Annotated in this window: 10 protein-coding genes; 9 read left to right on the top strand and 1 reads right to left on the bottom strand. The window is 43.0% G+C overall.

Features of this window, described 5'->3' with window-relative positions:
• The first annotated feature begins 376 nt into the window (after window positions 1-376).
• Both ilvD and GEI7105_RS30680 read left to right on the top strand, forming a co-directional pair.
• Window positions 377-2,212, top strand: a complete 1,836-nt coding sequence (gene ilvD / locus GEI7105_RS0114730; RefSeq protein WP_026097670.1) for a dihydroxy-acid dehydratase — start codon at window positions 377-379, stop codon at window positions 2,210-2,212.
• Window positions 2,213-2,608: 396 nt separating this feature from the next.
• On the top strand, window positions 2,609-4,999 hold the full coding sequence (locus GEI7105_RS30680; protein WP_158413212.1) for a leucine-rich repeat domain-containing protein: 2,391 nt from the start codon (window positions 2,609-2,611) through the stop codon (window positions 4,997-4,999).
• A gap of 68 nt (window positions 5,000-5,067) precedes the next feature.
• Here GEI7105_RS30680 and GEI7105_RS0114720 read toward each other — a convergent pair whose 3' ends face one another.
• Window positions 5,068-7,071 carry an ArnT family glycosyltransferase gene (locus tag GEI7105_RS0114720; RefSeq protein WP_017661204.1) on the bottom strand — a complete coding sequence of 668 codons (2,004 nt, stop codon included), beginning with the start codon at window positions 7,069-7,071 and terminating at the stop codon, window positions 5,068-5,070.
• 231 nt (window positions 7,072-7,302) lie between these two features.
• On the opposite strand from GEI7105_RS0114720, the gene GEI7105_RS34965 reads away from it, so the two are divergent.
• From GEI7105_RS34965 to GEI7105_RS30670, 7 genes are all read left to right on the top strand, one after another.
• Entirely contained in the window at window positions 7,303-7,602 is a 300-nt protein-coding gene (locus GEI7105_RS34965; RefSeq protein WP_071592017.1) for a transposase family protein, read from the top strand.
• A gap of 33 nt (window positions 7,603-7,635) precedes the next feature.
• Window positions 7,636-8,334 carry a transposase gene (locus GEI7105_RS37370; RefSeq protein WP_158413211.1) on the top strand — a complete coding sequence of 233 codons (699 nt, stop codon included), beginning with the start codon at window positions 7,636-7,638 and terminating at the stop codon, window positions 8,332-8,334.
• The gene (locus GEI7105_RS37365; protein ID WP_144053813.1) at window positions 8,273-8,608 is read left to right on the top strand and encodes a transposase; all 336 of its coding nucleotides are present in this window, start codon (window positions 8,273-8,275) and stop codon (window positions 8,606-8,608) included. Before GEI7105_RS37370 ends, GEI7105_RS37365 begins: the two co-directional genes overlap by 62 nt.
• A 274-nt stretch (window positions 8,609-8,882) precedes the next feature.
• Complete coding sequence (locus GEI7105_RS0114710; protein WP_144053812.1) at window positions 8,883-9,647, top strand: RusA family crossover junction endodeoxyribonuclease; 765 nt, start codon at window positions 8,883-8,885, stop codon at window positions 9,645-9,647.
• A gap of 202 nt (window positions 9,648-9,849) precedes the next feature.
• Window positions 9,850-10,578, top strand: coding sequence for an alpha/beta fold hydrolase (locus GEI7105_RS0114705; RefSeq protein ID WP_017661202.1), 729 nt, complete (start codon window positions 9,850-9,852; stop codon window positions 10,576-10,578).
• A 226-nt stretch (window positions 10,579-10,804) separates the two neighbouring features.
• Complete coding sequence (locus GEI7105_RS0114700) at window positions 10,805-11,239, top strand: ferritin-like domain-containing protein (protein ID WP_017661201.1); 435 nt, start codon at window positions 10,805-10,807, stop codon at window positions 11,237-11,239.
• Window positions 11,240-11,500: 261 nt separating this feature from the next.
• The coding region (locus GEI7105_RS30670; protein ID WP_035493123.1) for an IS701 family transposase at window positions 11,501-12,276 on the top strand (776 nt) is incomplete at its 3' end.

The following is a 12,276-nucleotide window of genomic DNA, read 5'->3' as shown; positions in this document are numbered from 1 at the left end:
CAACTCACCGCCGCTTCACCACCCCCTAACCGCTTCGCGGTATAGGCGGAGTACTGCGGCGGATCTTGATAGCAGTCCCAAACGAGTCGTCAAAAATTAAAACACCAGCAAAAATCTGATTCCCCGTTCCCCGTTCCCGATTCCCTTTTTGTCTCGATTTTGTTACACAACTGATTTAGGGTTGCTATACTCATCTTGAAAATACCGGGGATCTAGAGAGGGCTGAGACAGGAGACCTCTTTACATCTCGGGATTTTCGAGATTCTAAGCAAATTAAATCTCTACTCTAAGTTTTTTAAACTACTCTAAAGCTAAACTTTTTACAGTGACGTTTGCTACAATAAAACCTATTTTTCAAGGCAGAGAGAGGAGAATTATGCCTGAATATCGCTCCAAAACATCAACCGCCGGTCGCAATATGGCGGGGGCCCGCGCGCTGTGGCGTGCGACAGGAATGACGGACGAGGATTTTCACAAGCCTATTATTGCTGTTGCCAATTCTTTTACGCAATTCGTACCGGGTCACGTTCATTTGAAGGATCTCGGACAGCTCGTCGCACGGGAAATCGAAAAAGCTGGTGGCGTCGCCAAGGAATTCAATACCATTGCCGTAGACGATGGCATTGCCATGGGTCACGATGGGATGCTCTACAGTTTACCCAGTCGTGAAATTATCGCCGATTCGGTCGAATATATGGTCAACGCTCACTGTGCGGACGCGCTGGTGTGCATTTCCAACTGCGATAAAATCACTCCAGGGATGCTGATGGCGGCGTTGCGCTTGAACGTCCCCACGGTGTTCGTGTCTGGCGGTCCGATGGAAGCGGGTAAGACGAAGTTGGCCGAACACAAGTTAGATTTGGTCGATGCGATGGTGATTGCGGCCGATGACAGCGCCTCGGACGAGGTGGTGGCGGAGTACGAACGCAGTGCTTGTCCGACGTGCGGCTCTTGCTCGGGTATGTTTACGGCCAATTCGATGAACTGCTTGACCGAAGCCATCGGGTTGTCGCTTCCGGGGAACGGAACGACGTTGGCGACGCATTTCGATCGCAAGCAATTGTTCCTCGATGCGGCTCATCTGATCGTCAAAAATGCCAAGCGCTATTACGAAGACGGGGACGAGTCGGTGTTACCGCGTGCGATCGCCAGTGTTGAGGCGTTCGAGAACGCAATCTCGTTAGATATCGCGATGGGCGGCTCGACGAATACGATTTTACACCTGTTGGCGGCGGCTCAAGAAGCTGAGGTGGATTTCGATCTCAAGGATATCGATCGCCGCTCTCGGTCGATTCCGCAGTTGTGTAAAGTCGCCCCCAATACTCAGAAATACCATATTGAAGACGTTCACCGCGCGGGTGGGATTATGGGAATCCTCAGCGAACTCGATCGCGCGGGGTTGTTACATAGCCAGTTACCGACGGTTCACAGTGCGACGCTAAAAGACGCGTTGGAGAAGTGGGACGTTATGGGAAATCCCACCCCCGACGTGGTGGAGTTTTATAAGGCTGGTCCGGCGGGAATTCCCACACAAACGGCGTTTAGCCAGGATACGCGCTGGCCGTCGTTGGATATCGATCGCGAGACTGGCTGTATCCGCAATTTTGAGAGTGCGTACTCGCAAGAAGGCGGTTTAGCGGTACTCTACGGCAATATCGCCGAAGATGGTTGCGTCGTCAAGACGGCGGGTGTGGACGAGTCGATTTTGGTGTTTGAGGGGAAAGCGAAAATCTTTGAGTCCCAGGATAGCGCCGTGAAGGGCATTTTGAACGATGAAGTCCAAGCTGGCGATGTGGTTATCATTCGTTACGAAGGACCCAAAGGCGGCCCGGGGATGCAAGAGATGTTGTATCCGACGTCTTATTTGAAGTCGAAAGGCTTGGGTAAGGTTTGTGCGTTGCTGACGGACGGTCGTTTTTCCGGGGGAACGTCGGGACTGTCGATCGGTCATGTTTCTCCCGAGGCGGCCTCTGGCGGTGCGATCGGGTTGTTGAAAGATGGGGATGCGATCGCGATCGATATTCCCCAGCGTCGCATTAACGTTTTACTCGATGATGAGGAGTTGGCCCGCCGTCGCGCCGAACAGGATGCGAAGGGGTGGAAACCCGCCGAAGTCCGTCCCCGTAAGGTGAGTACGGCGCTGAAGGCTTATGCGAAGTTCGCCACCAGTGCGGATAAAGGTGCAGTGCGAGATAAGAGTTTTCTCGAGTGAAGGATAGGGTAGGGGTTTTCTCGACTGACAATTTCTACTCATGATTTGAAGGGGTGGATTTCTCTGGAGCGTTCTGGGGAAATCCATTCTTGCGATCGAGTTGAAAAACGAGTTTAGGGTTTGGGTTCTGAACGTCTGGTGTTAGGGGTTTGGAACCACAGAAACACAGAGAACCGGTCGGTACATTTTACATTTGGGTGCATCTCAGTTTTGCAAAAACATGAGAATTGGAGGCTGAAATCCTTATTCTCTCGTATAGATTTACATTTTTGAGATGCACCCGTACATTTTTTTACAAATGCCTGATTTTGGGTTAGCTTAAAGAAAGCAAGGCTAAAATTTAATAGCCGTTCGATTTTTTTGTGAGTTTTGAGGTTTAAGATGTTCTCGATCGACTTGAAAAAAATTATCGGGGTTACGTTTTTTTTAGTTTCCACGATAATGCTAGGTGGTGAAGTCGCTTTAGCTCGGGAGTTCGATCGATTTTCTGATTGGTGTCAAAACAAGGAACAGTTGACGCCAGAGGCGAGACACACGGTTGAGGTGTTACTGGAAGAAGTGGAAACAACCGAGTGCGATCGAGCCGAAGCAGAACTGATGAGTCGAACAGTACTCCGCATCTGGCGTCAGGAAATTATCAACTTACAACCTCTAGAAAGTCTAACAAATTTAACCGAACTTTATCTTATCTCAAATAAAATTGAAAATATCGAACCTTTGGCGAATCTCACAAATTTAACCGGACTTTATCTTGGCTTAAATAAAATTGAAAATATCGAACCTTTGGCGAATCTCACAAATTTAACCGAACTTCATCTTGGCTCAAATAAAATTGAAAATATCGAACCCTTAGCCAGTTTGACGAATATAAAAAGTCTAAATCTCGGTCAGAATCAAATCTCAGACATAAAACCTTTAGATCGACTGATTCATTTAAAAAATCTCAATCTTATTTTTAATCAAATTAGAGATGCAGAATTTGCCAATTTCGTGAATTTAGAAAATCTCAATTTGGCACAAAATCAAATTCAAAATATAGAATTAACCGATCTACCTAATTTAACAGAACTCGATCTGAGTTCCAATCAAATTCAAAATGTAAAGTTAGTCAATTTCGTGAATTTAACCGAACTTAACTTAGGCTATAATCAAATTCAAAATATAGAATTCACCAATCTGGTGAATCTCGAGAAGCTTGACTTAATATTCAATCAAATCCAAAATTTAAATTTCTTGGCTAACCTAGATAATTTAAATCAACTTAACTTGAGCAACAATCAAATTCAATATTTAGAACCCTTAGCGAATCTTACAGATTTAAAGAAAATCGATTTAAGCAACAATCAAATCTCGAATCTTGAGCCTTTAGCGAATTTAACAAACGCGATCGAACTCCAGATTTGTAATAATCAAATCTCAAATTTAGACCCCTTAGCCAATTTGACAAATTTGACTAAACTTTGTTTTTATAGCAATCAAGTTGTGAATTTAGAACCCTTGTCGAGTTTGACGAATTTAACCGATCTGTATATCAGTAGCAATCAAATCGAGGATTTAGGCGCGTTAGCAAATCTCATAAATTTAAAAACACTTAATATAGATTACAATCAAGTTGCAAACCTCGAGCCTTTAGCCAATCTTGTCAACTTAACTGAACTTTCTGCTGCTTATAATCAGGTTGTCGATATCAAACCGTTAGCTAACCTCTCAAATTTATCAACATTATCGATCGAATATAACCACATCTCAAATTTAGCCCCCTTAGCCAACCTCAAAAAATTAACTGACATTCAACTCGATAGAAATCGATTTGAGGAAATTCGAGCGTTGGGAAATATAACTCAATTAACCAAGCTAAGTCTAACTGAAAATCAGATTGCGAATCTGGAACCCTTAGCCAATCTTACGAATTTAACCACACTCAATCTAGCTCGAAATCAGATTGCGAATCTGGAACCCTTAGCCAATCTCACGAATTTAACCACACTCAATCTCAGTCAAAATCAAATTGTAAACCTGGAACCCTTAGCCAATCTTATAAAGTTAACTGAGCTTCACATCAATGAGAATCAAATTGAGGATGTGGAACCCTTGACGAACCTCATCAACCTCACCAATCTTTTACTTCATGAAAACCAAATTGAGAACGTCGAACCTTTATCCCATCTCACAAATTTGACATCTTTGGGAATGATTAACAATCAAATTGTGAGTTTAGACTCGTTCGATCGACTCAAAAATCTGAATTTTCTTTACCTCAGAGGAAATCGAATCCAAAATATCGACTCTTTAGTTAATCTCCCGAATTTAAGAACGCTCATGCTTTATCAAAATCAAATTGAGAATATCGAATCCTTAGCAACGCTCACAAATTTGAACGCTCTTTATATCCACGAGAACCAAATTGAAAATATCGAACCTTTGGCAACACTTGTAAATTTAACAAAACTCGATGTCAGCAATAACAAAATCACAAACTTGCAACCCTTAGCTCATCTCACAAATTTGACATGGCTGTCAATTGGAGACAATCAAATTGAAGATGTGGAGCCTTTAGGGAAGCTCATCGGTTTGAATAAGCTTTTAATTAGCAACAATCAAATTCAAGATATGGAGCCTCTGTCACAACTCACGAATTTAACAGAACTTTGGATTGGTGACAATCAAATTACAGATTGGGAACCCTTGAATCGTTTAACCAACTTACAACTGCTTTATCTTTCTGGGAATCCTGCTATCGATCGCACTTGTCCGATTCAACCTGAATCGATTTGTCTATTTTTTTAAAATATAAACTGAACTCAAAAAAGTTATCTGTAACACGATCGCAATTTCAAAAGCAGTTCGTCAAAACATCAATCTATAGAGTCTGAAGAAGAAGGAGGTTGACGGAGTTCGATCGCCACAGTTGTTTCTTTTTCGCTGTGGAATTGCAAGCGATTTTGAATGCGATCGCCTGAAATTTCACAATCTCGATTGACACAGAGAATATAATCCACCTCTGATGAGTATTTGTCGATAACTCGATCTAGGCTTGTGGCTCGTTTTTTAGGTCTATCTGGATCTTTACAAATCGCCTTAAATTTAATATCTGGCATTTTTAAAAAGTAGTAATGTAAGCGTGACGATTCGTCTGAAAAGAAACCCACTCGATCTCCAGATTCAAGCCAATCATCTAAGCGATTTAAACGATCGTCTCGATAAGTTTTGTTAGCTTCAAAAAAGCGATCGCGCCCCCAATTACTTTTCACCCAAGGACTGTTTTGCATAGAATTATCCCAGGTGGAAGGTCGAAAATTTTGCAAAATAAATATCGATCGATTGAATAGACAACAATACACTAAGATCGCAAACGATAAAATTAAAATAAAATAATAAGACATTTTTTCTAACTTGAGGTTCTGTTTGAGAATGTCTTGCATAGAATAAGCGATGCAGCCACCAGAACAAGCAAAAAACAAGACTATCATACGAATTTTATACAGCGACCAGCTCGATGCAAAACAAAAAATTAGTAAAAAGCTCAGTAGTGTTAACGCGAGTTGTTTGACAAACCGCGATCCTCGAAAGAGACTATAGAAAATTGAAGGAATAACGAGCAGTAAGCCGAGCGGACCGAATCCAGATTTGGCTTGATGTGGAACCCAGTCTATTTTAAATTCAGAATTTTTTTGAAGTCCTGCATCTCCCAACAAAGGGTAAAATATGCGATCGTAAATAGATTGTAAAATCTCGATCGGTGAAATATGAAAAACTGCCTTGAAAATTGAATCAGTTGGAGATAAAAGGTCGATCGACTGAAAACTATAGCGTATTAAATTTGCTAAGCCTCCGATCGCTCCATCTTGATTTTTATGAAATTCTACAAATCCAGTCGGCCCCGACCACCCTTCCCATGTCATTTGATTATATGCAAACAACCAAATTTGAGACATAACGAATAGAGGAATCGACCCAGCGATCCACCAGCGCCAATTTACTCGAACAATTTTTATCCAAAATTTCAATCTGTATTTTTTAATTAAAAGATATCCAAAAAATATTATAAATGGAAATAAAAATGCGAAAAACGTTGTTTTTGAAGATATTCCAAACATCAAACCAAGAAGCAAAATAAATAAATTTCGAGAAGTTGGATTTTCTAAAAGGCGATCGATCGCTAAAATACAAAAGATTCCAGCGGACGCTGTAAAAATGTTGTTTTTAGCAATGATAGATTGAAAAACGAGTTGCGGTAAGCTGGCAACGATCGCTGCGACAGCGAGCGAGATTTTTTCTGATGCAAATTTACGGGCGATCGCGTAATTTCCTAAAATAATAGAGAGATAAGCTAAAAAGCTAAATAAGCTAACTGCATAGTCAGTTTTAAATCTCAAAAAAAGATGAGGAAGAATATCAGAGCCAACAGGAAAAACTGCATGATGAAATTTACAGACATTATCTAAAAACAAGCTATTTTCAAATTCAAAAATCCAAACTCTTGGTAAATGATACGTCAAAACATCTAAATCGAGTGGTGGAAAGATCGTTGACGTCAATCCAAGATAAATACAGGGGATCGATCCAAGCACGAAAAACAAACGATTTTTATTTAAAAAAGTTGATACGCTGTCAATTTTAGACTTAATGTCTTTTTTTAAAATTAAGTAAATACTGGCTGCGATCGCAAGAATTTCTAAAACAAAAGAAGCTTTCGGAATTCCGAGAAAAAAAGCTACTTGAAAAGAAAAAGATAATATAATGAAACTCAAACCAATTCCCAAGCTTAAAGATTCGGAAATACGACGTTTGGGACAGTCTATTGTGAGAAATCCACCAACAACCAAAATTAAAACTTCAAAAATCGATAGAACGGTCATGATTTGTGACGCATTATAAAAATGAATTAATATTAGCATTTTTTTTTGGATTGTCAATTTTTAGCTTTAAACAAGCGATAGTTTTTTATTAATGCTTGAATCTAAAATTATTTTTAATTAATGTAATAAAAAACAAAAACATTGTTGATATGGGTGTATTTCAACAATGTAAATCCATCAAAAAAAAGGGGTCTTCGGAGTTTGAGGTGATAATAGTATAATAGAAAACAAATGCAGGCGGATCTAAAGATGAACTTTTTTGTAGAAGACTTAATCAACTTACCCAAAGTAAGAGTGAGAAGCGTGGTCAGGGAACGCGAAGCAATATTTTTGCAGCTAGGCTTTAGAGAAGAGGAAGTTGCCTGTCCTCATTGTGGCAAAAAGACGGGCGAACTTAACCAAACACGAACCGTTAGAGTTCGAGACTTGCCCATTTCGGGTCAACTCGTATATTTGCAAATACCACGGCGTCAGTTTTACTGTAAAAAATGCCGGGTCTTCGGAGTTTGTGGTTATAAATGTATACCATAATACAAAAAATTGAAAATTCGAGAGCCAAAACCCTTGAAATCTCGTGAAGTTAGTTTTTCTGTCACCCTAAACTCCGAAGAGCCAAAATGCCAACAATACTTTACAGAAGAACTAGACTTTATTGAAACTGGTCGAAGGTTTACTAGGCGGTACGAAGAATATATTTACGAGCGAGTAATCGCTAGTAGCGTCGAGCAAGTTAAAAGAGAAGAAGACTTGTCTTGGCATCAGGTAAATGGAATTCATCAACAGGTATACGAACGCAAAAAAAAAGTAAATTGGGGACAAGTAAAAAGGTTGGGTTTGGACGAGATAGCAAAACATAAAGGTCACAAAAAATTTGTGACGGTAGTGAGCGATTTAGAGAAAGGAGAATTGATAGAAGTCATCGACTCTCACCAACAAGAAGAAATCGCTGAAGTTCTTCTACAGCAACCGTTAGAGGTCAGAGAGGCAGTCGAAGAAGTCAGTGTAGATATGTGGGGAGGATTTCCAAAGCTTATCGAAAAAGTGTTTCCCAATGCCCAAATTGTCGTCGATAGATTTCACGTTATGAAAGCGGTGAATGACAATCTAAATAAAATCCGAAAGCAGGTGAAGTTTAAATCAAAATCAAAGAGAGCAAAATGGTTATTGCTAGAAAAACCAAAAAGACTTAAAAGAAGAGGGATTGGAAAAATTAGAGGCCGTTTTAAAACAGTCAAAACGTTTACGAAAAGCTTATCAGCTTAAAGAGGATTTTAGAGAAATTTATGAAACAACTCAAGACCCAGAGAGCGGAAAAAATAAATTTAAAGAATGGTTGTGTAAAGCACAGAGTATTTATGGTGATGCTGTCAAGACAATTCGCAATCATCTTAACACAATATGTAATTATTTCTTGAGCCGAACAACCAATGGTGTTATGGAGGGTATTAATAATCGTCTTAAACTGATAAAGCGTCAAGCTTATGGCTTTATAAATTTTGAAAATATGCGAATGCGCTTTCTGTCTTGCTTTACTTAATAAGTTTTTCTTATCACCTTGTTTTGCGAAGACCCAAAAAAAGCTTCCGTACTTGATTGAACTGTTGTTGGGTTTCGCGATCGCTCCACCCCTGGACTGAGCAAAGCCGAAGTCTAACCTACGTCAAACTCATGTTTTTACAAAAGTGAAATGCACTCCATATTATTTTGTTTGAATTTTAAGAACGTACTAAACGATTAAAAAAAACACTCAAAAATCTACTCAGTTTCATAAAAATATCGGCCGTTTTTAGAGAAATTAGGATACCCTACGTTTGCTAGACTTACTCGACGATCGCTTGCCCATGAAAATCGCTCTAGACGACCTCGCCCGACAAATCGCAACAGAACACCAGCAGAGTTTGAACCATCCGACCACGGCGTTACTGACGGGGTGGAAAGTTGGGGTGTTACTGCAACGGGCGGCGCAACTTTGTCCGCCCTCCCAGTGGGAATCTTGGCTTCAACAGCATTGTGGAATGTCGCTCGCCACAGCCCAAACCTATTTACAAGTGGCGCGATCGTGGTCCTCTGCCAGATTGCCAGTGGAAACGACCGTACCCGAACCGTCTCCCGCCCCACCTGCGACTCCCCAACCGCTCGACACGACCGAGGTGCGATCGCCTGCCACTTCCCCGACTCCTCCATCTCCTCAACCCCAAGCGTTGAGGTTCTTTCTTCCCGGTGTCGTGGTTCCTAAAGCTCGCCCTCGCGTCACCCGCTTCGGTACGTTTCTCCCCAAACGTTACCGACATTGGCGGTTGTGGGCTGAAGGAGAACTGCTGATACAACTTCAAAAGCTCGATCGGATTCCCTCGCTTCCCTTGTCCAAAGCAGCGGTAAGGATTCAATTTCGCGGCAAATTTCGCACTCAAGCCGATATTGACAACTTAGCGGGAGCGATTCTCGATGCCCTGACGGTCGGGGGCGCGGGCATTCTCCAAAACGACAACCTCTCCTGCGTGCCGAGTCTTCGAGTGGAATACATCGACAGGGATTCCGAGACGGGCGCTCGGATCGAGATCCAACCAATCATATAACTTATGTTAAAGTTTCAGCATTTATGTCGAAGTTTAATTTATATAAATTTGTTGCTAATTATTCTCAATTTTTGCAAAATCCTGCTAGGCTGTTAACGTCGCTGTTGACGATTGTTCTCAACAAAGGTCGAGAGCGACGGGCGATCGGTCGAACCTCGATCGCGCCCCAATCCGTTGTTTATTCCGTCACATCCGACGTACTATGGCTTCTTTCCCCGACGTTCTCTGGCTGAATCCGAATCCGAGCTGGCGACGGTTCCACCGTCCGCTAATGCAGTATATTTCGCAACAAAAGACGGTGGCAGAATGGGAATACCGCCAAACCCCGGACGAGCCGAGTAGTCTCGAGGCGGCGATCGAGCTGCTCGACGAGTATCTTTGCGATCGCGATCGCCCCATTCACCTCATCGGACACAGTACCGGGGGACTGTTGGGACTCTTGTACGCCCGTCGCTACCCCGAACGCGTCAACTCCTTGAGTCTTTTGGCGGTAGGCTGTCACCCCGCTATTGACTGGCAATGTCATTACTATGCCCAGCGTCAACTGCTCCCCTGTAGCCGTCAGATCGTGTTGGCGCAAATGGTGAAATCGATCGTCGGTTCCTGTTCTCCCTATCTGACAAAAACTTACGTGCGACTGCTCGAGGACGATCTAGAAACGTCTCCCTCTCCTCATTCCCTGTGGCGGCGAGAACGGATCGCACCGGGAGGGGTTCCCGTCCCCTTGTTCGTCGGGGGAAGTCGCCGCGACGCGATCGTCGATCGCCAACAACTTCAGGGGTGGGTTCCGTGGTTGAAACGGGGTGACTGTTTGTGGGAATATCCCCAAGGATCTCACGTTTTCCACTACAGCGACCCCCAAGCCGTCGGCGATCGCCTGTTGCAGTTTTGGCAATCGCTGCGAGTACCCACACAGCTATCAGCGGCGTAAGGCGATCGTTTCTCGAAATTTTAACTCGATCGCATCAAAGTCCTGCGATAGACTAGATAAGCTGTCGCACCTTTCGGCAGTTTTAAAGAATACGGTCGGACGCAAGATTTCGCGAGCGGACTTTATCCCTCGTTGGAAGTTCGAGCCTTGTTTTGACTCCTTCGAGTCAGCTCTTGCGATCGCCCATCACTTTGACCGACTCCATCACCTACCGCCTTAATCGATTATGAAAGACCTCGATCTCGAAAAAACGATCGAACTCCTCAACACCATCATGGAATTCGAGTTAGCGGGTGTCGTTCGTTACACCCATTACTCCCTGATGGTAACCGGTCCAAACCGCATTCCCATCGTCGATTTTTTCAAAACCCAGGCCAACGAATCCCTCCTTCACGCCCAGCAAGCCGGAGAAATCTTAACGGGACTCGGCGGACATCCCAGTCAAAAAATAGCCCCCATAGAGGAAACGTATCAGCATTCCGTACCTGACTTGTTGAAAGAAAGTCTCAACCACGAAAAAAACGCTCTCGAACTCTATAAAACCTTGCTCGACCTCGTGCAAGATGCCAGCGTTTATCTCGAAGAATACACCCGTGGCACGATCGGAATTGAAGAACTTCATACGATCGAATTGCAAAAAATGCTGCGCGATTTCAGCTAACGCTCGGATACCGTTTGAAATCAGTTCGATGCGGCAATTTCCTCGAATTCGTATCGATACGTGTTTCCCTCCCGTCTTCTGCGATCGCAGAGGGCGCACTTTTTTTTAGTGGATTTTGACAGAGGAAAGAAGAGGGAAAACGAGTCAGACCGTTACAACCTCGCTGAAATTTCCTATTCTATAACGGGACTTAAACGGTAAAAAAGGTAAAATAAAAGCAAAACCCTTGACTGACAAGGATTTAAGGTGGAGAGTGTCCCCATGAGAGAGACCACCCCAGCCGCTATGCCACCCTGCTTTGAGAAGTGGTGCAAGCGTTTCGACCCCGACTTCAAAACCCAAGCACAAAAAAAGGGGTTTAGACACTATTTGGGAGGATTACTCGGGGAAAGCCAGCGAAAAAACATAACTCAGATGGCAAACGACTCGGTGGGAGTGGTTTACAACCGCTTACATCATTTTATAACGGAATCCCCTTGGGAGGAGAAGCGTATTAACGAACGTCGTTTAAAGGTGGTGGACTCCTGCCATCAAACCCGAGTGGGTCGGGGATTTGCCTTGCTGCTCGATGATACAGGACATCGAAAAAGCGGCAACTTCACCGCAGGTGTGGCAAGACAGTACATCGGAGAAATCGGCAAGCTCGACAACGGAATCGTGGCGGTAACGACCCATCTCTATGATGGCAAAAAAAATTTGCCTCTGGATGTAGAAATCTATCAGCCAGCCAGTTCCTTACCCTCAGGCAAGAAAGATCCCTCTTTCAAAAAGAAACCCGAAATCGCCTTAGAATTAATTGACCGGAGTTTAAAGAGAGGGTATCGACCGGGAATCGTCCTCATGGATGCCGGCTATGGTAACAACACAAATTTTTTAAAGGGACTCGAATCTCGCCGACTGAAGTATCTAGGAGCCGTCGCCAAAAATCGGAAAATCTGGCTGAATCAATCGGGAGAAAATTGGCAAAAGATTCGCCTTGATGAATATGCCAAAAGCTTACCAGAAGAGGACTTTACGTCAGTTTCTCTAAATTTAAA

Source organism: Baaleninema simplex PCC 7105, assembly GCF_000332355.1.
Taxonomy (GTDB): Bacteria; Cyanobacteriota; Cyanobacteriia; order Cyanobacteriales; family Geitlerinemataceae; genus Baaleninema; species Baaleninema simplex.
This window is presented reverse-complemented; position numbering and strand designations above follow the sequence as displayed.